The organism is Mycobacterium sp. E1386 (assembly GCF_001672745.1).
Taxonomy (GTDB): domain Bacteria; phylum Actinomycetota; class Actinomycetes; order Mycobacteriales; family Mycobacteriaceae; genus Mycobacterium.
This window is the reverse complement of record NZ_LZKH01000136.1, coordinates 1-24,752: the sequence shown is the minus strand read 5'-3', so window position 1 is coordinate 24,752 and position 24,752 is coordinate 1. Positions and strand designations below refer to the sequence as shown.

General features: G+C 65.2%; 22 protein-coding genes, 1 tRNA gene and 1 pseudogene. 5 read left to right on the top strand and 19 right to left on the bottom strand.

Features of this window, described 5'->3' with window-relative positions:
- From A5709_RS14390 to A5709_RS14370, 5 genes are all read right to left on the bottom strand, one after another.
- Positions 1-957 (bottom strand): virulence factor Mce family protein (locus A5709_RS14390; RefSeq protein WP_082953513.1); only part of this gene is annotated, 957 nt, incomplete at its 3' end.
- On the bottom strand, positions 957-2,567 hold the full coding sequence (locus A5709_RS14385) for a virulence factor Mce family protein (protein WP_067943546.1): 1,611 nt from the start codon (positions 2,565-2,567) through the stop codon (positions 957-959). The genes A5709_RS14385 and A5709_RS14390, both read right to left, overlap by 1 nt.
- Entirely contained in the window at positions 2,564-4,156 is a 1,593-nt protein-coding gene (locus tag A5709_RS14380; RefSeq protein WP_068120445.1) for a virulence factor Mce family protein, read from the bottom strand. Before A5709_RS14380 ends, A5709_RS14385 begins: the two co-directional genes overlap by 4 nt.
- Positions 4,153-5,193 (bottom strand): virulence factor Mce family protein, encoded by a 1,041-nt coding sequence (locus A5709_RS14375; protein WP_067943542.1) that lies wholly within the window; start codon positions 5,191-5,193, stop codon positions 4,153-4,155. The genes A5709_RS14380 and A5709_RS14375 overlap by 4 nt, the downstream gene beginning before the upstream one ends.
- Positions 5,190-6,479, bottom strand: coding sequence for an MCE family protein (locus A5709_RS14370; protein WP_068120443.1), 1,290 nt, complete (start codon positions 6,477-6,479; stop codon positions 5,190-5,192). The genes A5709_RS14375 and A5709_RS14370 overlap by 4 nt, the downstream gene beginning before the upstream one ends.
- A 201-nt stretch (positions 6,480-6,680) precedes the next feature.
- Here A5709_RS14370 and A5709_RS14365 point away from each other — a divergent pair, with 201 nt between their 5' ends.
- The 3 genes from A5709_RS14365 (at position 6,681) to A5709_RS14355 (ending at position 8,684) form a co-directional block, all read left to right on the top strand.
- On the top strand, positions 6,681-7,169 hold the full coding sequence (locus A5709_RS14365; RefSeq protein WP_068120441.1) for a glutathione peroxidase: 489 nt from the start codon (positions 6,681-6,683) through the stop codon (positions 7,167-7,169).
- A gap of 146 nt (positions 7,170-7,315) precedes the next feature.
- Positions 7,316-7,747, top strand: a complete 432-nt coding sequence (locus A5709_RS14360; RefSeq protein WP_068120433.1) for a DUF2267 domain-containing protein — start codon at positions 7,316-7,318, stop codon at positions 7,745-7,747.
- A 49-nt stretch (positions 7,748-7,796) separates the two neighbouring features.
- The gene (locus tag A5709_RS14355; RefSeq protein WP_068120432.1) at positions 7,797-8,684 is read left to right on the top strand and encodes a universal stress protein; all 888 of its coding nucleotides are present in this window, start codon (positions 7,797-7,799) and stop codon (positions 8,682-8,684) included.
- A 67-nt stretch (positions 8,685-8,751) separates the two neighbouring features.
- On the opposite strand, the gene A5709_RS14350 is transcribed toward A5709_RS14355, so the two are convergent.
- From A5709_RS14350 to A5709_RS14340, 3 genes are all read right to left on the bottom strand, one after another.
- Positions 8,752-8,825, bottom strand: a tRNA-Met gene (locus A5709_RS14350).
- Between the two features lie 271 nt (positions 8,826-9,096).
- Positions 9,097-10,137, bottom strand: coding sequence for a methyltransferase (locus tag A5709_RS14345; RefSeq protein WP_082974031.1), 1,041 nt, complete (start codon positions 10,135-10,137; stop codon positions 9,097-9,099).
- Positions 10,138-10,183: 46 nt separating this feature from the next.
- The gene (locus A5709_RS14340) at positions 10,184-10,894 is read right to left on the bottom strand and encodes a nitroreductase family protein (RefSeq protein ID WP_067945872.1); all 711 of its coding nucleotides are present in this window, start codon (positions 10,892-10,894) and stop codon (positions 10,184-10,186) included.
- A gap of 251 nt (positions 10,895-11,145) precedes the next feature.
- Here A5709_RS14340 and A5709_RS14335 point away from each other — a divergent pair, with 251 nt between their 5' ends.
- Entirely contained in the window at positions 11,146-11,832 is a 687-nt protein-coding gene (locus tag A5709_RS14335; protein WP_197500997.1) for a helix-turn-helix domain-containing protein, read from the top strand.
- Positions 11,833-11,860: 28 nt separating this feature from the next.
- Here A5709_RS14335 and A5709_RS14330 read toward each other — a convergent pair whose 3' ends face one another.
- The 9 genes and pseudogenes from A5709_RS14330 to A5709_RS27495 form a co-directional block, all read right to left on the bottom strand.
- Positions 11,861-13,486 carry a GMC family oxidoreductase gene (locus A5709_RS14330; RefSeq protein WP_082953385.1) on the bottom strand — a complete coding sequence of 542 codons (1,626 nt, stop codon included), beginning with the start codon at positions 13,484-13,486 and terminating at the stop codon, positions 11,861-11,863.
- 378 nt (positions 13,487-13,864) lie between these two features.
- Complete coding sequence (locus A5709_RS14320; RefSeq protein WP_082974029.1) at positions 13,865-14,638, bottom strand: SDR family NAD(P)-dependent oxidoreductase; 774 nt, start codon at positions 14,636-14,638, stop codon at positions 13,865-13,867.
- Positions 14,639-14,666: 28 nt separating this feature from the next.
- The gene (locus tag A5709_RS14315; protein WP_067945866.1) at positions 14,667-15,680 is read right to left on the bottom strand and encodes an LLM class flavin-dependent oxidoreductase; all 1,014 of its coding nucleotides are present in this window, start codon (positions 15,678-15,680) and stop codon (positions 14,667-14,669) included.
- Positions 15,677-16,300, bottom strand: a complete 624-nt coding sequence (locus A5709_RS14310; protein WP_067945864.1) for a DsbA family protein — start codon at positions 16,298-16,300, stop codon at positions 15,677-15,679. The genes A5709_RS14315 and A5709_RS14310 overlap by 4 nt, the downstream gene beginning before the upstream one ends.
- The gene (locus A5709_RS14305; protein ID WP_231986970.1) at positions 16,300-17,109 is read right to left on the bottom strand and encodes an alpha/beta hydrolase; all 810 of its coding nucleotides are present in this window, start codon (positions 17,107-17,109) and stop codon (positions 16,300-16,302) included. The genes A5709_RS14310 and A5709_RS14305 overlap by 1 nt, the downstream gene beginning before the upstream one ends.
- Before the next feature lie 155 nt (positions 17,110-17,264).
- Entirely contained in the window at positions 17,265-18,857 is a 1,593-nt protein-coding gene (locus tag A5709_RS14300) for a UbiD family decarboxylase (protein WP_067945862.1), read from the bottom strand.
- 35 nt (positions 18,858-18,892) lie between these two features.
- Positions 18,893-19,522 carry a UbiX family flavin prenyltransferase gene (locus A5709_RS14295; protein WP_082953387.1) on the bottom strand — a complete coding sequence of 210 codons (630 nt, stop codon included), beginning with the start codon at positions 19,520-19,522 and terminating at the stop codon, positions 18,893-18,895.
- A gap of 313 nt (positions 19,523-19,835) precedes the next feature.
- The gene (locus A5709_RS28450) at positions 19,836-20,273 is read right to left on the bottom strand and encodes a hypothetical protein (protein ID WP_067945860.1); all 438 of its coding nucleotides are present in this window, start codon (positions 20,271-20,273) and stop codon (positions 19,836-19,838) included.
- Positions 20,260-20,701 (bottom strand): annotated as a pseudogene (locus A5709_RS27495) (HD domain-containing protein); the annotation flags it as partial. The gene A5709_RS28450 and the pseudogene A5709_RS27495, both read right to left, overlap by 14 nt.
- A 172-nt stretch (positions 20,702-20,873) precedes the next feature.
- Between A5709_RS27495 and A5709_RS14280 the strand changes: the two are divergent.
- Positions 20,874-21,818: a GlxA family transcriptional regulator gene (locus A5709_RS14280; protein ID WP_067945919.1), complete on the top strand. Its 945-nt coding sequence runs from the start codon at positions 20,874-20,876 to the stop codon at positions 21,816-21,818.
- A gap of 37 nt (positions 21,819-21,855) precedes the next feature.
- Here A5709_RS14280 and A5709_RS14275 read toward each other — a convergent pair whose 3' ends face one another.
- Both A5709_RS14275 and A5709_RS14270 read right to left on the bottom strand, forming a co-directional pair.
- Entirely contained in the window at positions 21,856-22,761 is a 906-nt protein-coding gene (locus A5709_RS14275; protein ID WP_067945857.1) for an SDR family NAD(P)-dependent oxidoreductase, read from the bottom strand.
- 120 nt (positions 22,762-22,881) lie between these two features.
- The coding region (locus A5709_RS14270) for a helix-turn-helix transcriptional regulator (RefSeq protein WP_068120428.1) at positions 22,882-24,752 on the bottom strand (1,871 nt) is incomplete at its 5' end.

Below are 24,752 nucleotides of genomic sequence, written 5' to 3'. Positions count from 1 at the left end.
ATCAAGCATTTCGCCGACACCAAGAACCTGCTGATCAACGCCGTCGACGCGGTGGGACGGCTCAGCCAGGCCGCCGACCAGTACCTGTCGGAAGCCCGCGGGCCGCTGCACACCGACCTGCAGGCGCTGCAGTGTCCGCTCAAGGAGCTGGGCAAGGGCTCGCCGTACCTGATCGGCGGCCTGGCTGAGCCGTCCCACCGCGTCGACGGCGTTGATCAGCAGGTTCTTGGTGTCGGCGAAATGCTTGATCAGCGGCGGGATGTCAGTGAGCACCCGGTCGAGGACGTCGGCGCGGGCACCCACGTAGGTGAGCAGCCGGTTGGTCGAGTCGATCGCGTGGGTGATGTCATCGCGCTGCTGGTTGAGCTGGTCGGTGAAGGTGTCCAGCTTGCCGAGGAAGGACCGGATCGCCTCGCCGCGCCCGTTGAAGATGTTGTAGACCTCGTTCTGCAGCACCTCGAGGTTCGGGATGCCGCCGCCGCGCAGGATCAGCGACAGGCTGGCCAGCGTCTGCTCGGTGGTGGGGTACGACGAGGAATTCTTCAGCGGAATGGTGTCGCCGTTCTTGAGCAGTTCCTGCGACGGGTTCGGCGGTGCGGCGAGCTCGACGTGCTGGGAACCCAGCAGCGAGGTCTGGCCGATCTTGGCGATGGCGTTCTTGGGCAGCTTGGTGTTCTTGTCGACGCCCAGCGTCAGGGTGGCGATCCAGTTCTTCAACTGGATGGACTTGATCGACCCGACGAAGACGTCGGCGACCATCACCTTGCTGTTGCCGTTGATCGCCAGGGTGTCCGGCACCTGCACGTAGATCGTCATGGCGCCCGAGCCGCTGCCCGGGCCACCGGGGATCGCGACGTTGGAGATCCCGCGCCAGCCGCAGGAGCTCAGCACCAGCGCGGCCACCAGCAGGACCATCGCCTGCCAGGCCCGGCGGCGGATCAGACGAAGGGCGCTCATCACTGGCCACCCCCGTCAGCCGGGACCGCGGGCCCACCGGCGTTCGGCGCGGGTGCCGCGACCGGCGCCGGCGTCGGGGCGACCGGGCCCGGGGCCACGTTCGGCCCGGGCGGCGGCGGCTGGATGGGCACCGGCGCATTCAGCCCGATGGGCGGCACGATCGGGTTCTCGTCGTAAGCGTTCGGCGGCCCCGGCGGCGTCTGCAGGTTCGACTGCACGGGCGCGATGTTGGGGCCTCCCATGAGCTCGGCCAGCGAGTCCGGGGTCATCAGACCCGCGGTGATCGGCCCGACCTGCTGGCCTTGCATCCCGGGCGCGACGATCCAGCCGGGCTGGGTGTTGCGGTGCGACGTCGGGGTGTCCGGGACCCAGATGCCGGGCACGGTGGTGTCCTTGTATCCGTTGGGCGGGTGCAGCCGGTCTTCCGAGTAGGCAACTTCCTTGGGCAGGGTCTCGGCAGTGCTGAACAGGTTCGCGCCGAACGGCAGGTAGTTGAACTTGATCGCATCGAGGATCGGCGCCAGGTATTGCGCGCACAGTTCGGCGGACTCCTGATACCCGAGCCGGCTGCCCGCCTGGATGGAGCTGCAGATGAACTGCATCGGGTTGGCGAAGTTCGTGATCGCCGGGATGGCGACCACCGATCCGTGCGACGGGTGATAGATCTGGTTGATATTCGCCGCGGCGGTCGGGAGGACGTGCAGCGCGGTCTCCAACCCGTTCAGCGGGTCCGGCTGCAGGATCGTGTTCGTCACCGTCGCCAGGTTGTTGATGTCGTAGGTCAGCACCTCGCGGTTCTTGTTCAGGAACGGCCGCACGGTGGACAGCAGACCGTCGAACTGCTCGATCGCGTTCGACAGGTCGTGGTCGTTGTGCGCGAGCCGCGTGGTGAAGTCCGCCAGGTTCTGGTTCAGCGCGACGAACTGCTGGTCGTCCTTGTGCAGCGCGTTGACGAACAGAGCCAGGCTCTTCACCACCGCGAAGAAGTCGCCGCGCCCCTCGTTCAACGCGGTCAACGCCTGCGACAGGTTGCTCAGCGTGGTGTTGAATTCCTTGCCCTTACCGGCCAGCCCGTTGGCATAGGACTCGATGACCTCACCGAACGGACCCGTCGGCTGCTCGGGGGTGGGGCCCAACTTGGAGATGATGTTCGTGATGCTGTTGCGCAGCTGGTCCCACTCCACCGGGACCTGCGTGCGCTCCTCAGGGATCACGGCGTTGTCCGCCAGTACCGGCCCGCCCTTGTAGGGCGGCTCCAGCTGGATCGCCCGCGACGCCACCAGCGTCGGGTTGAGGATCACCGCGTTGGCGTTGGCGGGAACCCGGTACTTGTTCTCGTAGTGGAAGGTGACCTTCATCTTGTCGCCGGCCGGCTCGATCTTGTCGATCGCGCCGACCCGCAACCCCATGATCTGGACCTTGTCCCCGGGGTAGAGCGCGTTCGCGGCGGGGAAATAGGCGACCACCGTGTTGTTGGTCAGCTTCTCGAAGAGCCGCCAGCCGACGAACCCGACGACGATGGCCAGCACGATCACCAGCGATCCGAGGATGACGGTCGCCCGGGTCAGCTTCGGTAGCCGGATGTTCCGGATGTCAAAGGCGGTGCTCAATTCTGGCTACCTCCCCCGGCAGCGCCGCTGCCGCCCGATCCGCCCGGGTTGATGAACGGCGCCGGCAGTTGCGCACCGGGTCCGGGTGGCGCCGCCGGTCCCGGCGGGAACCCGGGCGCGAACGTCGACGGCGGCGGCGTCGGTCCGGCCGGCGCCAGGTTCTCGGTGCGCGCGCCCGGCGGTGCCTGCGGCGGCAGCGGGACGGGCGTACCCGGCACGTCGGGCGGCGGGTCGCCCGGCCGCCCGGCGATCGGGATGCCCGGCGTCGGCGGCAGACCGTTGGGGTTCGGCGGCGAGGTCAGCACGTCCACCGGCGCCGGGAAGCCCGGGCCGCCGAACGGTCCGATGGCCCCACCCGCGCACGGCAGCGGGTTCCACGGGCGCGGCAGACCCTCGTCACCGACCGTGACGTTGCCGCCGGGGTTGGCCGGCGTGTAGGAGCATGGCGATCCGGGCGGAACGGCCGGACCCGGGTGCTCCGGCGTGCCCTCCAGCACCGGCGGCGCCGGCGGCGGTGCCCCGTTGGGGAATCGGGTGCCGTTCGGGTCGGGCCACCGGAATTCGGGCAGCCCGGCGCTGCGCCAGAAGTTCTCCGGGTCGATGCCCCGCTTCTTGAAGGCGGCGTCGACCCACGGCTGAATGATCTGGTAGAGCGCGAGGTTGTGCAGGACCACCTTGAAGAACGGTCCCGACGCGATGGCCTCGTTCAGGGACGGCAGGAACTTGCCGACCTCGGTGAGCCCGGCGGCGACGTCGTCTTTGCGCTCCTTCAAGATGTCGCTGACCGTGCGCAGCTGCTCGAGGACGTGGTTCAGGTTCGGGTTGTCGTTGATGAAGCCCTTGACCTGTTCGGAGAAGGCGGCGACGTTCGCCAACAACGCGTTGATGGCCTGGCCGCGCTCGTTGAAGGCGGCCAGCAGCGTCTTCGTGTTGACCAGCAGGCGGTCGATCTGCTCGCTGCGGTCACCCAGGACGCTGGCCACCTGGTTGGCCTGGGTGAGTAGGTGCTTGACCTGCTCGTCGCGCTTTCCGATCGTGTCGGAGAACTTGGCCACGCCATCGAGCGCCGCGCTGAGGTGCGGGTAGGTCTGGTCGATGGTCTGCGACAGCACGTGCAGCGATTCCTTGACCGTGTCGATGTTCCAGCCCTGGGCCGCCTTGGTGACGTCGAAGAACGCGTCATAGATCTGGTAGGGGGTGGTGCTCTGGCCGATCGGCAACGAGTCCCCGGGCTTCAGTGGCTGATTGCCTCGGGCCTCGACGTCCAGAATCTTCTTACCGAGGATGGTGTCCGTCTTGATCGCCAGCCGGCTCTCGGTCCCGATGGTGGCGGTGCCGAGATTGAACTTGACCAGGACGTGGTCGCCGTCGATAGAGAGGGCCTCGACCTTGCCGACGTCCACGCCGGCGATGCGGACCTTGTCACCGACACCGATGCCTCCGGTGTCGGTGAACTGGCCGAAGTAGTGCGGCTTGGCCATCAGCATGGGCACGCTGGTGAAGCTCTGCCCGACGCCGATGACGAGCACCGTCACGATGATGCCCATCAGGCCGATGCGAACCCGGTTGGCCGGTTCCAGTGTTCTCATTGCGGCGTGCACCTACCCGTCGGCTGCTGGAAAAGCCGGACCGTGCGGACCGGGCCGCCGGCTTGCAGGCCGTTGATCTTGAGCGTGATGTCGCAGGCGTAGAAGTTCACGAAGTCGCCGTAGGAGCCGATTGCACGGCCGATCATGTTCAACGCGGTGGGCACCTTCTTGAGGAAGTCGTTCAGCTGGTCGCGCTGGTCGATGAGCGGCTGCTGGACCGCGTCCAGATAGTTCAGGGTGTTGTGCAGCAGGCCGCGGTCCTCGGCGAGCAGGTCGGCGACCGTGCCGGCCGCGTTGCTGATGTGCGCGGTCCCGCCCGCCAGCTGGTCACCGTGGTCCTTCAGCCCGGTGATGAGCACCTCGAGGTTGTTGACCGTCTGGTCGAACTGCTGCCGGTGGCGAACCGTGGTGTCCAGGACGATGTTCAGGTTCTTGATGACTTCGCCGATCGCCTGGTCCCGCTCACCGAGCTGGTTGGTCAGCTGCGCGGTCTGGTCGAGGATGTCGTTGATGGTGCCGCCCTGGCCCTGGAAGACGGTGATCAGCGAGGTCGCGATGGTGTTGACCTTCTGCGGGTCCAGCGCACGAAACAGCGGTTTGAAACCACCGATCAGGGCGTCGAGGTCGAGCGCCGGCGAGGTGCGCGACGTCGGGATGAAGCCGCCCGGCGGCAGGACCTTCTCGGCGCCCTCGCCTTCGCCGCGCTTGAGCTCAAGGTAGCGGTTGCCGATCAGGTCGAGGTAGCGGATCTGCGCCGTCGTCGACTGGTACAGCGGCACCGAGCGGTCGATGTTGAATTCCACCCGCGCCCGCTTGCCACCGTCGACAACTTTCACGGAGCTGACCTTGCCGATCTCCACGCCCGAGGCGCGGACGAATTGGCCCGCCCGCAGCCCGCTGACGTTGGTGAACTCCGCCGAGTACCCGTTCGTGCGGTCGAACCGCATCTGGCCGAATACGACGACGATCATCACAGTGAAGACCAGCAGCACAAACGAGAAGATGCTGAGCCTGACGATGGTTCCGGTGATTTTCATGGGTTGATCGTGTTATCCCCTACTTGGCGGCCCCAGACGTACTCGATCGCGTATGGGGATCCGGTGTCGAGGTGGTTGTACGGCGCGAGGCTGTTGCCGCTGTCTATCACCAATTCGGGTGCGGGCCACAGGTCGTGGGTGATCTGCTGCCAGCAACCCGGGGCGCCCCCCGGCCCACCGCGCGCGTTCACGCGCGGCAGGTTTTCCGGGTAGGTGTACGGGTTCGGTGCGCCGCCGACGAGCCCGGCCAGCCCGCCGACCAGGCTGGCGAGGGTGACCACCGCCGACACCGGGTTGGCCAGCAACCCGAGCCCTGACAGCGCCTCGGTGTGGGCGTTCAGCGAGTAGCCGTTGCCGCCCAGGAACGAGGATGCCTTGGGCTCGATGTCGTGGTAGTTGCGCAGGGTGCAGAACAGTTCCGGGCTGTAGGTGTCCAGCAGCTGCGCCGTCGGCACCAGGTCTTGCGCGCCCCGCGCCAGGTACGGGCCGCCCCTGTTGAAGATGTCGGCGCCGGTGTTGCCGAACCCGGCCGCCGACAACAGCGCCTGGTCCAGGTCCTTCTGCTGGGCGTTGATGGTCCGCGACGTGATGACCGCGTTGTTGAGGAAGTCGATCAGGTCCGGCGCCGCGTTGGCGTAGGTGTCGCCGAGCGCCGCCAACCCCTGAATGTCGCGACGGGCCTGCGGCATCTGCGGATTGACGTCATCGAGGATCGCGTTGGCGTTGACCACGGACTGGCCGAGTTTGTCGCCCAGCCCGGTCAGCGCCTGGGCGGCCGCGCTCAGCGTCAGGTTCAGCTTGACCGGATCCACCTTCTCCGCGATCGAGGTAACGGTCTGGAACAGGGTGTTGATCTCGGTGGTCACCGAGCGCGCGTCGATCACCATGTGCGGCGCAATCCGTTGCGGTGAAGGGTTTTTCGGTGTCGTCAACGAGACGTACTTGCCGCCGAACACGGTGGTCGCCTTGATGTCGGCGTCCACGTTGGCCGGGATCAGCGACAGGTACCGCGGATAGACCTCCAGCGTGAATTTGGCGGCCGGCTTGCCGTCGCGCACGGTCTCCGAGATGTTGCCCACCCGGCCGATCTCGACCCCGTTGTAGGTGACCTTGGATCCCGGATCCATCACCAGCCCGGCCCGCGACGCCACCATGGTCAGCTTCGTCTTCGGGGTGAACCCACCGCGGAACTGCACGTATACGAGGGTGAAGACGATGGCCAGGACGACCAGCACGGCGAGGGCGATCCACCGGTACGGCGGGAGGCGCTGGGAATTGATCTGCACCGGGGAAGACGTTGTCACCAGCGCCCCTCATCTCTGCGCCGCGGCCCAATGCTGCGGCGATCCTTCCCCTTCCAGGGGCCCTGTACACATATGCAATAAGAAGTCCACAGGAATCTACCTTGGCGGTCGTCGTTATGCGAACCGCCGTTCGCACAATCAGTCTCTAGCTGGTTGGGGCCGCATTGCGTTAGCGTCGTCGGCGTGACCCTCAAAGACATCCCGTTGACAACCCTCGACGGCCGGCCCACCACACTGGCCGAATTGGCCGACGGCGCAACGCTGGTCGTCAACGTCGCCTCAAAATGCGGACTGACTCCGCAATATACGGCGCTGGAGAAGCTGGCCGAGGACTACCGCGACCGCGGCCTGACGGTCGTCGGCGTCCCCTGCAACCAGTTCATGGGCCAGGAACCGGGCACAGCCGAGGAGATCCGGGAGTTCTGCTCGACGACGTACGGGGTGACGTTCCCGTTGCTGGCGAAGACCGACGTCAACGGCGACGACCGGCACCCGCTCTACGCCGAGCTGACCAAAGCCGCCGATTCCGCCGGCGAGGCGGGAGACATCCAGTGGAATTTCGAGAAGTTCCTCATCGCACCCGGCGGTGAGGTTGTTCAGCGATTCCGGCCCCGCACTCCGCCCGACGCCCCCGAGGTGATCAGCGCGATCGAGGCCGTGCTGCCCCGATAGGCGGCATGGAACCGCTTGGTAGGCCGTAATCCGGCGGGCACCGCCGGAACGAGTGGCCGAAAGTCCCCCTGCGCGGAGTCCATCGCCCCTTCTTCGCTGCGGGCGCGCCGGGGTTGACTGGTCCTCGAGTCAAGCCGGAGGCGACCATGTCGACGAAAACCAAGGTGGCAGCGCTCGATCACGCAATCGATGCCGCACACACGTGGGTCAACGATGTGGCCGAGGAGTTCGACACCGAGGATCGCGAGTTCGCCTACCGGGTTCTGCGGGCCTGGCTACACACGCTGCGTGACCGACTCACGGTAGAGGCGAGCGCCCATTTCGCGGCCCAGCTTCCCGATCTGATCAGGGGTGTCTTCTACCAGGCATGGAATCCCACTGCCGTCCCCGACAAGTACGACGCCAAGGCCTATGCCGTCCGATTCTCGCGTGAGGCGAACATCGCGCTCGAGGACGTGGGCAAAGCCGCCTCGGCCACTACCGCGGCCGTCTTGCACCACCTGCCGGTCGCCCAGATCGATAAGGCGCTGGGGCAGCTGCCCATGGAAATTCGCAAGATGCTGCGGCCCGCGAGTTGATGCGCGGCGCCCAATTCCTAGTCGCTCAACGAGAGAAGCAGGGGAACGAATGTCCGGGCACGAAACTCATCGTGGCATTTTGGTCGGCGTCGACGGATCGGCCTCGTCGATGGCCGCGGTCGACTGGGCGGCTCGCGATGCGGCGATACGCAATGTTCCGCTGACCCTCATGCACGTCATCGCACCGGTCGTGCCGGCCGTCGCGCCGTGGCCGGCGATTCCGATTCCTCAGGACCATTTCGAGCGACAGGACGCCAAGGCACGGCAAATCCTCGAAGACGCGCGCAAGGTGGTCGCCGATAGCACCGCCGGCCACGGCCCGCCGTTCGTGTACAGCGTGGTGGTACGTGGCCCGACCGTTTCGACGCTCGTCAACGAATCCAAGATCGCGGACATGATGGTCGTGGGCTACCGGGGCGAAGGCGCGTTCAGCCGGGTCCCGTTCGGCTCGGCCAGCACCGGCCTGGTGAACTATGCGCACTGCCCGGTCGCGGTCGTCCACGATGAGGCGCCGCCACGCCCGCAGGCACCGGTGCTGGTGGGAATCGACGGCTCGGCCGCATCAAAACAGGCGGCGGAGATCGCCTTTCATGAGGCTTCTCGCCGGGGCGTGGAGTTGGTGGCACTGCACGCGTGGTCGGACGTCAGCGTGTCGGAAGTGCCGGGTCTGGATCTCGAGCTGATGGAAGTGCAGGCGCAACAGGCGCTCACCGAGTGGCTCGCCGGATTTCAGGAGCGCTATCCCAACGTCAGCGTGCGACGCGTGGTGGTGTGCGATCAGCCGGCTCGTCAACTGATCGAGCACTCGGAGTCCGCACAACTCGTGGTCGTCGGCAGTCACGGTCGCGGCGGATTCGCCGGCATGCTGCTGGGCTCGGTGAGCGCGGCCGTCGCGCATGCGGCGCAATCGGTGGTGATCGTCTCTCGCGAGTCGTAGCGGCGCAGGTTCACCCCCTGTTGACACGAAGACGGCCCCGGAGTCTCCTCCGGGGCCGTCTCGCTAGTAGCGGGGACAGGATTCGAACCTGCGACCTCTGGGTTATGAGCCCAGCGAGCTACCGAGCTGCTCCACCCCGCGTTGGTGAATGCCAGGTTACCGAACTCGCGTCGCGCCAGCCAAATCGCGGCCTGACCAGCTCGTTTTTCAGCGCCGAACGCGCGTCAGTTCGCCGAGTCGCGCCGACTCCAGCGCGGGCTTTCAGTCACACGTCAGGTTAGCCGCGGACAGCTGAAATGAATCTCTCGAGTTCGCATGCGATGTCGGGACCTGAGGGTTCGATGATGATCTCGGTGCACCTGCTTGTTGACCATTTCCGGTCGCCGTGACGTAGCGAATCGCCGGGCTGGCTCTAGATTGCGCGTGCCTCGACGATGCTGAAGTCCGTTCCGGTGGCGATCACTCGAGTCATTTCGAATCCGGCTTGGTCAAGCAGTCGGCGGTACTCGGCTGCGGTTCTTTCTTGCCCGTCATTGACCAGCAACATCTCGATATCGGTGACCTTGCCGATGACGTCACCGTGGTGCTCCGGGATTATGGCCTCGACGAGCAGCAACGATGCGTCGGTGGCCGCCGCCCTTCTCACGTTGTGCAGGACGCGTAAGGCGGCCTCGTCGGGCCAGTCGTGGATTATCTGCTTGAGCACGTACACATCGCCCCCGGCGGGGACCTCGTCGAAGAACGAGCCTTCGACGAGCCGAACCCGATGCGTCACATCGAAGTTCCGCAACAGGGATGGCGCGTCCGCTACCACGTCCGGGAGGTCGAACAGGACGCCCTGCGCATTCGGTGCCGATTTCAGGATGGCAGCGAGTAGACGGCCGTGGCCGCCCGCGATATCGACGATCGTGCGGTATGGCGTGAAGTCGTACGCCTCGACGAGCGGTCCGTCTATATACGCCGACAATCCCGTCATCGCTTCGTTGAAAATCGCGCTGAATTCGGGCTCGTCGCGCAGATAGGTGAAGAAGTCTTGACCGCGTAGCGTGGTGACCGGCGATGTCCCGGTCCTGATGGCCCGCGTCAGCAGGCTCCAGTGTTCACGGTGCTGCGGTGCACCCACGAATCGGGCCAGGGCCGCCACAGATACCGGGGCGTCCGAGCGCAGCGTGTCTGCTCGGGGAGTCAGCTCATAGCGACCGTCGTCGCGTTGAGCGAATATCCCCTTGCCGATCAGTGCCCGCAGAGCCCGGCGCAAGGCGTCCGGATGGGCTCCCACTCTGTTGGCGAGTTCATCGAGTTGCAATGGCCCGTCGGCGAGCGCATCCGCCACTCCCAGGTCGGCCACCGCGGTGATCGTCTGCGATACCCACGCCCCGAGCAGTAACTCCTGCATCGCCCGTGCCGGGGAAGACGTAGGTTGGTCGAAGGACGGTGCCTCAGAAATTCTCATGCGATCTCCTCAGTTCGGTTGCCGCGAAAGACGAAAACGTCGGGACTCAGTGGATGCTGCCCAGCTGCAGTTTGGCCTCGAAGGGCTGCCCATCACGCTTGGGCCACAGTGGTTGCGGGACTTCGGCGCCGAAAGGTGCGTCCCAGTGGTTGCGTGAAGAAACCTCATGCACCGGATAACGGTTGGTCGCAACTCCCCATCGGCCAAGCGGATAGCCGAGGGCCACCATGGCCGACATCGTCCACCCCTGGTCGGCCGGCACGCCCAATATGTCGTTGACCTCGTCCGGGAAGTAGCGCAGCAGCGTTGTCATGGCGCCGCCGACGCCTTCGGCGCGGGCGGCGAGCAACGCGCTCCAGATGGCCGGGAAGATGTTTGCGCCGCCATGGTCGTCGATTGCGAAAACGAAGAGCAGCAAAGGGACTTCGTCGAAGTGATCGGCCAGGTAGTCCCCGGATCGGATGACCTGCCGCAGAGTGTCGGCGTAGACGGCGCGATCCCGGCCCGGCGCCTGCACAGCCATTCTCCCGGCCCTGAACTCTTCGTGCTCGATCTCGTTGGCACGCCGATACAACTCGCCCAACGCATGTTTGAGCGCCGGCTCATCGACAACGAGGAAATGCCAGCGCTGCGTGTTGCCGCCGCTGGGCGCGCGGATCGCCGCATCAAGGATGCGTACCTGAGTATCCAGGGGAACCGGATCCGGCCGCATCCGCCGCATTGTTCTGGTGGTGTAGAGCGCTTCATAGATATCCATTGACCGCCTCCTCTCTGAAGAGCTCCCGCCGACGCGCTATTTCCCCGACGGCGAAAACGATGTTTCGAGGATGATCCTGACCCTCCGCGCCGAAACGACCGAACGGCTGTTCCGATGACCGGAACGGCTCAGCGCAGCGCGATATACCGCTGTACGACAGCAACTCTGAAAGATCACGCGCAGCGTTTCGGCAGCGGGCCATGGCGTCTATCGGGTCCGCATTCGGATCGAGGATTAGCTATCATCGTCCAGTGGGATCGGAAAGTTTTGATGATTTCTCGGCCGATGGATTATTCAGATCGGTCGAACCGGGATCTGTGCCCACCAGTGCGGTGCACAGCGCCTTTGCGCTACTCCGAGCGCTCGGCCGGATTCAACAGCACCCGGTCGGGGTTACACGACTCGCCTCGGAGACGGGTATCCCCAAAACCACGGTGCACAGGCTACTTCAGCAGCTCGAACAAGAGAACGTCGTGCAGCGTGAGAACCGAAGGTGGACCTTCGCCGCGGGCCTGCATGAATTGGACCGCCGGCGCCACGACCTGGCCGCCGTGGCACAACCCCGGATGCGATTCATGTCGCTGGCCACTAAGGCGTCAATATTTCTGTACGACGCACCGGGGAACCGATTGAGAGCCATGTGCCGCGCGTATGGGTCGGGCGTTTCCGGCGTCTTGAGCCCCTCACAGCAGTCCTTGGGCGCCGAGAGCCCGGAATCCGCTGCCTCTCAAGCGCTTTACCGCGGGCACATGGCATCCGAGTACGGGACGGTACACCCAGAGTGCTCGTGCATTGCCACTCCGTTTGCGCTTCCCTCGGGAGAGCCCGGGATCGTCGCTTTGGCTCTTCCCATGCGAAAAGACCTCGAATCATTCAGGCGGCCGCTGGACCGCGTCGCCAAACTCATCCAGTCCGACATGCATCGCATGGTGTCCTGAGACAGCCGGCTCCCGCGGCGCCCCGGCGTCACAGGTGGTGCCTTTCTCGGATGCATTCCGCGGCCCGTTCACCGATAACGACGCAGGGGGCCATCGTGTTGCCAGACGTGACGCGCGGCATGACGGAAGCGTCTGCCACTCGCAGACTTTCCAAGCCGTGCACCCGAAGATCACTGTCCACCACCGAAAGTGGGTCTTCGCCTAATTTGGCTGTCCCAGAGGTGTGCCAGTAAGGAACCACCCCATCTCTGACGAAACTTCTAAGATCGTCACCTTTGAGGTTCCCTGGCAAGACTTCATTTTTGATAAATGGCCGAAGCGCGGACGAATTCCCTAGGTCCCGCAGGAACTCCACGCACGAGACCGCGAGCTCGAAATCATCGGGGTGCGACAGTGAGTTGAGGTGCACGCGGACTGGGTCTTCGGGCCCGGGGCCGCTCAAGCGGATGAATCCACGACTGCTGGGGTGGGTGAGCGAGCCGCACAGTGTCCAGCATGACGCCGGCAGTTCACCGAAGCGGGCGATATTCTCCGGGCTCGCCAACGGCACCGCCGCCTGACAGCAGAATAGATCCGGGGCGTCCAAATCGGGATCGCTCGTCCAGAACAGCTGTGCTTCGCCCTGGTTTGTCGATTCGAACGGTTGCGCAAACTCGTAATTGACCGGTAAGCATGCATGGTCCTGGAGGTTCTTGCCGACGCCGGGCAGGTGTTGGCGAACCTCGATGCCGAACTCGCGCATCTCAGCAGCATCCCCGATACCAGACTGCATCAACACCTTCGGCGTATTGATCGCTCCCAGCGAAAGCACAACTTCTCCGCGTGCCGCGACATGCTGCAGTTTTCCATCGCGGCGTACCTCGACACCGGTGACTCGGTTCCCTTCGATGGAAAGCCGGGTGACCGAGGTTTCGGTAAGGACGGTCAGATTCGGGTTACTCAAGATGGGATAGACATAGGAGCGGAAGATCGACTGGCGCCGGCCGTCAACAATGATGACATCGCATAGGGCCGCGCCGCGGTCGTATTCCATCATCCTGCCGTTGGGATGCGCGAAGGTGGGCAGACCCATTGCCCTGGCGGCCTCGAGCGTCGTCGGGCCGAGACCATCGGGGCTCGTGGCCGGTTGCACTCCGACAGGTCCCCCACTACCCCGATATCGGGGATCGGGGGCGCCCAACCAATCTTCGATACGCCGATAAATATCGACGACCGCGCTATAGCTCCAAGCAGGGTCCTTGGCCTCGGCGGCGAAGAAATCCCAGTCCGCCCGATGGCCGCGCGACCACGCCATCACGTTGATGCTCGATCCTCCACCGAGAACCTTGCCCATAGACATCGGCAGCGCGCGATTGTTGATGTGGGGATTGGGCTCGCTTCGATGTCCCCAGTCGCGTTCGGATCCCAAATTTGTCGGCCACAGGGCAGGCACCATCACGGAAGGAGTCGCGTCGTGAGTGCCGGCTTCGAGGAGAAGCACTGACATGTCCGGGTTTTCGGCGATCCTCCTGGCGACCACCGAGCCCGATGATCCAGACCCGCACACGATGAAGTCGTATTCGGGTGCCAGCGTCGAATGTGCCAGCCGCCGCACGTCTCCGTGCGCCACCGCTTCGGGATCATCAAATGCCCGGTGCCGCAATGATTTCGTCATTAATGACCACCTTTCGGAGAATTTGATTTCTGGGATGCCCGATCCACTGCAAACCGTTGTGGTTAGCCGATTCCAAGACGAGGTCGTTCAGGCCAACGACATAGCTATGAATACGCAAAAGGTCGCCGTGGATCCAATAGGTGTTCCGAAGGACGGAACAAGTGTCGAACGCCAACGGAAACGCATCACACCCGCGCTTCACACCGCGCAACGCGTTAGCGAACTCTCCGGCCAAGCTGGACATCTGTGCCGGGCAAGCCCTCGCGGCCCGCTATTCGGGCCGGCCGCTGTTGAGGATGACGTCGACGATGCTGCAGCGCGCGAGGTCGGATCTAAGGGGTTCGTGGCGTCGTTGAAAGCGCGGAGGATGTCAGCATCCTAGTGGTCTGTAACACTGGTAGATGGGCAAGGCATGTGTCCTTCCGACGCACCTGTCGAGGGAGTAACTTTGTCCTGCAAGCGGATTGGCCCCACAAACAACGTATTCAGTTCCATGCCACCGTCGATGGAAATGTCCTGCGCGGTGATGTACCCGGCGCGATCACTGACGAGGAAGGCGACCAGATCGGCGACCTCCTCGGGGCGCCCGAACCGGCCGCTCGGCAGTGCCGCACAGATACGTTCTTGGTCCGCCGCGGGGAGGGTCATCGCTTTGGGCGTGGCGATGACGCCCGGCAGAACTGAATTGGCGGTGATTCCAAGGGAACAGTTCTCCATCGCGATGGTGCGAATCATGCCGTGCAGTCCAGCTTTCGATGCGGCGTAGGCGACTTTGCCTAACGCCCCATTGCGTCCCGCGACGCTCGAAATCGCGACAATGCGACCAAAACCACGTTCTCGCATGCCCGAGAGACATGCTTGAATGACCCGAAAAGCGCCCGTCAGGTTTACGTCGATGTCTCGCGACCACTTTTCGGCCGACATCGAATGCGCGGGAGCGTAGGTGTCGACGACGCCCGCGACCGCCACGCAGATGTCGACGTCGCTGCCGAGCCAATCGGGTATCGGGTCAGCGGTCAGATCCAGCACGGCATCTGCTGGGCCGACGATGTCCGTCGTTCGTACCTCGATGCCGTCGGTTCGCAGCCGCTGGCAGATCGCCGACCCAATTCCCCCGTTTGCGCCTGTAACAACCGCGCGTCGATCGGTCATACCGCCTCCTACTGGCCAGTGCGATCAGCTACCCGACAGAGCTACCGTGGACGGCCACGATGAATCTGTCGAGTTCGCGTGGAATGTCGGGACCCGAGGGCTCGATGACGATCTCGGTGGCGCCGGCTTGGGCCATTGCGGCCACGGCCTTTCCGACAGTCTCGGCGGTTCCGCTCAGGGTGACCGAGGGGACCGAGGCGTAACCTCCGGCACGCCAACCGGCCAGGTCGGCGTCGTTCATCTCGACCATGGTGCCCTGGTGAATGTGCAGGTGGCGCAGGCGCTGAGGGACCTTCTCGATTACATCTAGCCAGGCGGTGCCTCCGGGCATCCCGCGCACTGCGTCGGCGCCCTTGGTGACATAGATGAAGTGATATGCCGCGGCCCACGGGGCGCCGACCACTGATCGGACGCGTTCGCCGGCCAAGTCCTCCCCTTCGTCGAGGACGGTACCCATGGTGGCTACCACCGCGCGAGTAAAGTCGCTCTGACCGGGCACGACGTCGAACATGGAGATCAGCCCGTCGGCGCCGAGCCGCTTGGCGACGCCGGCACCCTTGGGTCCGGTTGCCGCCACCAGCAACGGGATTCGCAGGGGCAGTGCGTCGGCTTGCGCCGAGGTCAGCATCAACTTGATGGCCGCGCCTTCCCAGTCGGTCGCCTCTCCGGCCAACAGCGCCTGGTAGGCACGGATATAGCACTCCATGTAGGACCATCGGATCGGCGGCTGGCCGATGGCCGCGCGGCTGGAGAACCCGGTGCCGAAAGAGGTCACAATCCGCCCCGCCGCCCGTCGATGCAGTGAGACGGTCGCGGCGGCGTTGACCAACGGGTGACGCTGCGTCGGAATCAATACCGCGGGACCCAGCTCGATCGTCGTGGTCCGCTCCGCCGCACGGTGCAGGCCGAGCCAGACGTCATCGCCTCCGAACGGGGTGTCGTAGAGATAGGCCCGGCGATAGCCCAGTTTCTCCGCCGCGACAATGTGCTCAGCCGACTCGAATGACGGTGGCAGCGCGACACTTACATCGATCGCGGTCATTGGTTGCTCCTCTCCAATCGCGCTCGCTGAGCCAACGCATCGTGGGCAATGCGCTCAAATTCCGACATGGGCACTAGCCCGGCTACCAACCTGCCGCCGAGCAGCCACGCGGGTGTGCCGCAGACGCCGCACTGCTGCCCGGTCCGTTCCAACAAATCGACAGCGGCGTAGGCAGTGCCGTCGGCGAGCGCGGTGTGCAGTGCGCCCGGGTCCACGCCGGCCTTTACCGCGTGTCGGTCGATGACCTGTTGATCCTCGATGTCTTCACCGAGAGCGAAGTGCGCCTGGTACAACCCCCGCTGGAGTTCGTCGAAGGCGGCCGGCTGATTGCGGCGAACCCATTCGGCGGCGGCTAAAGCACTCCTGCTGTTGGGGATTCGATCCGGCCAGTTCAGCACCAGTCCCTCCGCTGCCGCCTCCCGCTCGAGCATCTCGGACCTCGGCCCACGACGGGGACCGATAACGAGACCGCCGGCCGGGATGTCGGGATGCGCCTGGAATGGCAGTGAGATGACCTCGAGGCCGGCCTCCACCAGGAGGGCGGACCTCGACTGCCCGATGTAGCAGAACGGGCATATGAAGTCGTACCAGTGCAGTACCGTCCTCGGCGCGTCACTCATCAGTTCCTCACTGGCGGAGACGCTTTCAAAGATCCCCGCAGCACGTCGATCGCTTGTGTGATCGCTGCGGTCGCCGCAGCGGTTTCGCGCAGGGAGTTCAGCATCATGAAGTCATGAATCGTGGCGTTGTAGCGGACGCTGGTGCAATGCACCCCGGCGGCGGTCAGCTTGCGGGCATAGGCCTCTCCTTCGTCGCGCAGGACGTCGCATTCGTCCACGACGACGAACGCCTCAGGCAGTCCGGCGAGTTCGCCGACGCCGGCCCTGAGCGGTGAGGCGAGGACGTCGTCGCGCCGATCCAGATCGGGCAGATACGCATCCCAGAACCAGGCCATGGCCTTGGCAGTCAGGTGCGGACCTTCGGCGAAATCACGGTAACTCGGAGTGTTTTGCGAGGCGTCGGTCACCGGGTAGTACAACGACTGGTGAACGAAGGTGACGTCGCCGCGGCGGCGGGCCAGCAAGGCCAACGCGGCGGCCAAATTGCCGCCGGCCGAGTCACCGGCGACCGCCACGCGGGTGCCGTCGACACCGGCACTGGAGCCGTTTCGCTGGATCCAGCGCGCGGCCGCGTAGGCCTGCTCGAGCGCGACCGGATAGCGGGCCTCCGGTGCGCGATCATATTCGACGAACACAACGGCGGCGTGCACGCCCACACAAAGCTCACGCACCAGGCGGTCATGGGTCGCGGCGCTGCCGAGCACCCATCCGCCACCGTGCAGGTATAGCACGGCAGGTAAAAGGCCTTTCGCCCCAACCGGTTTGACGAGGCGGACGCGCACCTGGGCGCCACCGGCCCCGACGGTCATCCATGCACTGTCGACGTCGGGCTTGGCGGCCGGAGTCGACTGGATATCCTCCAGCCCGTCGCGCGCTTCGGTTGGCGTCAGTTCGTAGACCGGTGGCGCGTGGGCCGCCGTTGCGGCGAATTCGGCGGCGGCCGGCTCGAGGGCGGAATCTGATATCACACTTCCGGCATCCGTTTGCTCAGTTTCTGCAGCGTCAGCATTTCGCGCCCACCATCGTCGAGGTAGGGGATGCCAATCCCGTATTCCTCCCAGCGGCTTGCGATTTTGGACTCGAGCTCGGGTGTGAGCCTGTCGGTCGGCGGGAAGCGACGCCCACCCCACTCCGGGCGCGGGTCGACCTCCCAGCTTCGGGTGGCGTCGATAAGTACCCGGGTCCATTGGCCGGCGCCGTATTTGTTGGTGTCATTTAACGCCGGTGGTGTCGACGGGTCGAGCGATGAGCCCAGACCCGGGCCGAAGAATGCGATATCACCGAGGCCGGCGTTGACCCGGTATGACATGGCCCAGTCCAGCGCGACCGGGTCGTGGAGGTCGATGTCCTCCTCTACGACCATGACGTTCTTGTGAAACCACACCGATCCGCCTGTCCCCCACAGCGCCGAGGCGATCTGCTGCGCGTGGCCCCGGTAACGCTTCTGGATCTGCACCAGAGTGTTTTGGCCGTTTGTCACCTCAGTCATCCACAGGTCGGTGATGCCGCCGATCCCGAGGTCGTCGAGCACGTTCCAGGTGATCGCCGACCGCGCGAAGTTGACGATGCTGTCTTCGTTGAAGCATCCCGGCCGGATCCCTTCCAGGGTGCCGCGCAGCACCGGATCGTTGCGGTGGGTGATCCGGGTGACCCGCAGCACCGGCGCCGGTGCCGCGCCACCAATGAAGCCGGGGTACTCGGCGAAGGGACCCTCGACGACGAAGGTCGAGGGGTCGGGATCGATGAAGCCCTCGACGACGATTTCCGCGGTCGCCGGGACGTGCAACGGCACCGTTTCGCAGGCCACCAGGTCAACCGGGCGCCCGAGCAGGGCACCCATCATGTCCCATTCGCAGATGTTCTTCGGAAACGGGCTCCCGGCGCAGAACCCCAGCACGTCGTGCCACCCGTACACGACGGCGACCGGCATCGGCTCCGGCTTGTACTCCTCCATGTGGCCGCCCCAACCCTGACTGGGCACCAGGAGCTTGGCGATCTTGTCACGGTCGACGATCTGGCCCCGGTAGCAACCGATGTTGTCGCGCCCCGTCACCTTGTCCTCGGTGACCACACCGCAGAACGTGTCGATGTAGCGACCACCGTCCTCGCCGTGCCACTTGGGGACCGGAAGCTCCCACAAATTGATGTCGTCGCCCTCGAGGATGTTCTCCTTGACCGGGCCGGTATCGACCACGCGCGGCGGAATCGGTTTCTTGAACGCCTCCCGGAGGTGACGCACGATCGCCGAGTCACTGGTGCCTTCGGGCAGCCCCAGCATCAGCTGCACCTGACGCCGGCTGCCCAGTGCCGACGTCAAAAGCTTTGTGCACCGAGTGTTCTCATGGCCAATGATGTTCTCGAACAGCAGTGCCGGGCCGCCGAGGGCAAGGTTGGCGCGGGTGATCGCCCCGATCTCCTCATCCCAGTCGACGGGGGCCGTGATGCGGCGTAGCTGGCCCGCGGCTTCGAGGGTGGCCAACCAGCTGCGCTGATCTGGCCCCGATTCTTGGGCGCTGGAAACGTTGATGGTTTCAGGAAGGCTTGTCGTCGTGGTCATTTCGTTCTCCTCACAGGGTTTTGGAGGCTGTTCTTCTATCGGCCGTTTGTGACGAGCCAGTCATCGGATTCCGCGAGGTTTCCGTGCCCATTCACCCCAACCGGCGGTGGATCTTCCTTCCAGCGTTTGATCAGGCAGTGCTCGATCCCCAGTTGATCGATGACCCGCCCGACCACCTGGTTCGTCACCTCGTCGACCGAGGTGGGCTTGGTGTAATAGGCCACCATCGGCGGGAAGATCACGGCACCGGCGCGCGCCAGGTAATGCATGTTCTCCAGGTGGATCTCGCTCAAGGGAGCCTCCCGCGCGACCAGGACCAGCCTGCGCCGCTCCTTGAGCGTCACGTCGGCGGCACGAGTGATCAGGTTGTCGCTGGAGCCAATCCGGATGGCGCTCAACGTCTTCATGCTGCACGGGCACACCACCATGCCATCGGTGCGGAACGACCCGCTGGAAATGCCCGCGGCAAGATCACGGGCGCTGTACACGTGTGAGGCCAGTGCCCGCACCTCGTCGACGCCGGTGTTCGTCTCCATCTTGATCGTCGCCCGTGCCCAGTCGCTGAGAATCAGGTGTGTCTCGACCCCCAGCTGCCCAAGTACTTCCAGCAGACGGATGCCCAGGGCGGCACCCGTCGCTCCGGTCATAGCGACCACTAAGCGCATCGCCGTCCTCCTCTCAGCCGGTCGCCCGGATCTGCTCGAATGCGCACCGAAGCGACGATTCGGCTGCTCATCGCGTGTCCTTCCACCAGTCATTGACCAGCTTGCGGCGCATCGAGCCGACATCGCATCCGCCGGTGGCTAGCCATGGCAGGTAATTTGGGTGCAGCGGTGAGCTGTCGACGAACCATGCCGAGAACCCGAACTATCGATGCGACTATCCGGAGTCGCGGCAGCTCGAACGTGATCGTCATGCCGATAACAGCGCACACGACCAGCAGTGGTGCCTGCTCTCCGCCGCGGTCGGCATCCGCGGTCATAGCTCCTGCTGCCTTCGATTTGTCGGATGCGGGGCCGGACTCATGTGGCCGTTGTTGGCCGCCTCCACCATCAGGTCGGTCAGAGCCTGGAGCATCGACAGCAAAGGCGTGTGGTCGGCGGGCAAGCGACGCGTCTGGGTCGCCCTCGCCGCGATGACATCCTGGTCGGCGACCGCCCTGTCCTTCTCGCAGACGATGTACGTGGATGGCACGGCATGCCAGGCCGCGGCGGTCAGTACCTCGGTGACCGCGAAGCTGCTGAACGGCCTCATCCGGGCGATTGCGCGATCCGCATCTTCCGCCGGCAGATTAGTGAACAAAATCTCGTGGGTGTTGTGAGTCGTCGTGGTGTCGCCCTCAACGTTCCACCAGCGGACGGCGCCGCTCAGTTGTATCAAGGGCTCGCCGATGTCGAGCTGAAAGCACGTCCGCATTGACGGTGCCGAAGGTGGTGTGCGGGCGATGCGTCATGCCGTCGTTGAAGGCTGCCAAGATCCGTGCGTGGATCGGCGGCGGTGACGGCAAGGGCTTCGGGAGGGAGGTCTTCGCGGCAGATGCCCAGGACGTCGGGCTCGACACCTGCTGTGAACACGGCGATTTCGGGTTCGAGGAACTCGGGGATCCCCGGAGTGGTGTGCAGGGCGATGCTCAGCCACACCTTTTCGGTGTCGGCTTTGTCAACGCCGCGTCGCACCAGGAAGTCTCGCGCCGCGTCGGCGCCGTTCACTTCGAAGCGAAGGGTCGAGGTGCGGCCGGGCTGGGTAAGGCCCACATCGTGAAACATCGCGCCGGCGTACAGAAGCTCCAGGTCTGGCCGCGGTCCGCGGCGGTGGCCCTGCAGTGCACCGAACAGGACGGCCATGATCTTTTCTCGTCTCCTTGAGCGATCCTTCTGGCCAGTTTCCGGGTTCCTCGGCCACCCCGGCGCTGGAATTCGCGCCGTCCTTCCCACAGAATGCGACACGGTTGGCTTGAACTTGACGCCGCCGACGCGACACGATGAGCGGGTGGTCGGCATCAGCGCAATACCCCGCGTGGTGGTGATCGTCGTCTTCGACGGCGTAAAGCTGTTGGACGCGGCAGGGCCCGCGGAGGTCTTCGTCGAAGCCAACCGGTTCGGCGCGAACTATTCGCTGGAGATCGCGTCGGTGGATGGGAACGACGTCACCACTTCGATAGGGACGCGGTTCGCCGTCACCCGGAGCATTTCGTCCATCGAGTCCGCCGATACGGTCCTGGTCGCCGGCGGAGACAATCTGGTCGGGCGGCCGATCGATCTCGCGCTCGTCGAGGCACTCAAAACGGTGCCGGCCCGGACGCGACGGCTGGCATCCGTATGCACGGGTTCGTTCATCCTGGCGCAGGCGGGGCTGCTCAGCGGCCGTCGCGCCACGACGCATTGGCGGCATACCGGACGCTTGGCCCGAGCCTTTCCCGATGTCGGGGTCGAACCGGATGCGATCTTTGTCCGCGACGGCGACGTGTTTACCTCCGCGGGCGTGTCGTCGGGCATTGACCTCGCGTTAGCGTTGGTCGAACTCGATTACGGCCCGGAGTTGGTCCGTGAAGTCGCGCGCGCGTTGGTGGTATACCTCAAACGCGCTGGCGGACAGTCGCAGTTTTCGGTCATGATCGAGGCCGATCCGCCGCCGGATTCTCCCCTGCGAGCGGTCACCGACGCAATCAACGCCGACCCCGGGGCCGACCACAGCGTGAAAAGGCTTGCGGCCCGGGCATCTCTGAGCACACGTCAACTGACCCGACTGTTTCAGTCGGACCTCGGATTGACGCCGGCGCGCTACGTCGAGTTGGTGCGAATCGACTTCGCACGCACGGCACTCGAAGCCGGTCGCACCATCGCCGAAGCCGCAGATCTGGCAGGGTTTGGCAGTACGGAGACATTGAGACGGGTGTTTCTCAATCATCTGGGCATCACCCCCAAGGCCTACCGAGACAGATTCCGCACGGCCTGCGCCTGAAAACTCCTCTGCTGCAAGGTGATCAAGGACGCACTCGTTACCTACCCCAACCGGCCGGTTTCAGCAGGTCCGACAATCCGACGCGATGCAACATCTCGGCCCTGAGCCGGTCGAGCACGGCGAAGCCGACATCGGCACCATCGTTGGCCGGGTCGATGTGGACTCGAAACGGACGCTTCCCAAATGCGGTGTCGACCACGTTGACCACTGCGTCGGCAACCGTGGACACGCCGGCTTCGTGCGCCCCGATCACGGCGAGGGCCTCCTGGACCCGGGTTCCTAAACCCGCGTAGGGTCCGGCCTCGTACTGGCCCACAATCACGCGGTCTGCGGGTGAGCCGGCATCGGTGAAGTGATTGGTCCCGCTCGTGAATGCGCCGGGAACGATGATGGAGGTCTCTATGCCCCATCGGGTTAACTCACATGCATAGGCCACCGCGAGCGAGTCCATCGCGGCCTTCGCCGCGAAATATGGCGCCAGATACGGTGGCATGCCCCCCGCGGAACTGCTGCTGGACACCCATACCAGAAGACCCTGGCGCTGTCGTCGCATGTGCGGCAGCACCGCGCGGTTGACTCGCTGTGTCCCCACAACGTTTACGTCATAGAGTTCGGCCAGCTGTTCCGGCGTAAAGGCCTCGGCCGGCCCGAATGCCATGTGTCCCGCGTTGTGTACCACCACGTCGATACGGCCGTTGGCGACGAAAATCCTTTCGATCGCTGCGTCCACCGAAGGCTGCGACTGCACGTCCATTTCCACGGTCCGCAGCTCAACCCCGTTGTCCTTCGCGAAGCAGCCGATCGCTTCGATCTGGGATGCATTGCGGCCGTTGATGTCTTGCATCGACGCATAGACCGTGTGGCCCGCCAGCGCCAACGCCTCGGAGCCCAGCCGACCGAAGCCACTCGCTGCGCCGGTCACCACGATCACGTCCTGACCCATCGAAGCAGCTCCCGTCCCGCTGGTCTTGTGCGTCTTGTGCGTCAATGAGATCCTGGCGCCAACGGGCCGGCAATCGCATCCGCCGGTGGCTAGTCGATGGATGAACGGCCCACTTCTCCGCTAGGTCAAGGCATTGTCGAGCTGGCTTCGGGAGGTGATGCCGAGCTTGGCGAAGACCTTGCGCAGGTGGTACTGGACCGTTTTGGCGCTGATAAACAGCCGGGCTCCGATCTCGGGGTTAGACAGCCCTTCGCGGGCCAGACGGGCTATCTGGGTCTCTTGGGCGGTCAGTTCAACGGTGCTCGTGATGGCTGTGCGCTTGCGGGTGGTTGCACCGATGGCTTCCAGTTCGCGCCGCGCCCGCTCCGCGAACCCCGCCATACCCATGGTCTCCAGCATGTGGTGAGCGGTGTGCAGCTGCTCGCGCGCCTCGACGCGTCGGCGTTCCCGGGCGAGCCATTCGCCGTAGATCAGGTGCGCTCGGGCGAGCTCGGTGCGGACACGGCTTTTCCCGAAGTGCGTGATCGCCGCCCGGTAGAGGCGCTCGGCGTTCTCCCCCTCCGCCATCAGTGCGCGCGAGCGCTTTTCCACCCCGAGCGCCCAGTCGGTGCCACTGGCGGCGGTCATCTCGGCCAGCCAACGAATAGCGACGGTCGCGGTCTCGGTCATCCCGCCACGTACGGCCGCCTCCACGAGCTCCGCCGCGGCCCAGTTCGCAATGCCTGGGTATCGCACATCGGGGTACTCCTGATGGTAGAGAGCCAGCTGGGCAGCGGCCATCGCCTCCGGGTAATCGCCAAAGCCGTTGTGCAACACTGCCCTTGTCCACTCGGCGCAGGCCACCCCGATGCCTTCGCCTCGCTTGGACACCTCCATGTTGGTGGCCTCGATCAGGGCGGACGCCTGCGCTTTCCTGCCGCGCATCGCCGCGAGGCGCATCGCGGTGTAGGGCGCGAGATTGCTCCCCGTCGCCTCCGTGACCGTGGATTGCTCGTCGATCAACGTGCTCGCGGCGGTCAGGTCACCGACCCACAACAGCATCATGGCCCTCGTGCTCAGGGCGAGCGGCAGCTCGTTCAGGGCGCCGACCTTGCGCGCGAGCTGGAGGTAGCGGACCGATAGTGCGTCCCAGCGCGCGTCATCCCACAGGTGCAGGGCCGCTAGGTTGATGAGCCACATCCAGCGCAGTTCCTCGTCCGCCGACATGCCGGCGCCGAACGCCGTCAGCGCGTCCCGCAGGCCGGGCACCGCTGCGGCGTACCCCTCGACGAAGTTGACCGCCAGGCCGTCGAGAAGGACGTCGGGCGCGCGGTGGCCGCGCGGTGGTTGCGGGGCCGCGGCTGCGGCTCGAGCCACTTCGAGAACCCCGCCGCCGCGGCTGGCCAGGCGGCCGGCGAACGCCGCGGCGTTGATGGCGTCGAGGTAGGTCTCCCGGGCGAGGCCGGCCTCGATCGGCTCGAATCGCCTGGCGGCCATCAGCAGCAGGCGTGGAGCGTCGCCGCCCCGGCTCGTGGCGAACGCGACTTGAGCCCGCAGAAGGTCGACGCGCGCCCGTTGCAGATCGTCGAGCGGCCCAGCTTTCGCCATCGCCAGCAGGGCCGCCGCCGCATCGAAGGCGCCCGCCTGCACCTTGGTGTGTGCCGCGGCGAGCGCCCGCCCGGCCCGCAGCCCCGGATCGAGCGTCAACCGCGCGGCGCGTTCGAGGAACGCCGCCGCCGCGGCAAGCCCACCCCGCGCCCGTACCTGGTCGGCGCAGTGCTCCAGCTCCTCGGCGATCTCCTCGTCCGGGCCGGGAGCGGCCTCGGCGAGGTGCCAAACCCGGCGGTCGCGATCGAGTGTCGGATGGGTAACTGCCGCGAGTGCGCCGTGGACCACTCGGCGCTCGGCCGGCGACGCCGACCAGTAGGTCGCTGAGCGAGCCAAGGGGTGCCGGAAACGCACCTGGGTGCCGATCTCGGCCAGACCCGCGGCGCCGGCCGAGGCCGCAGCCG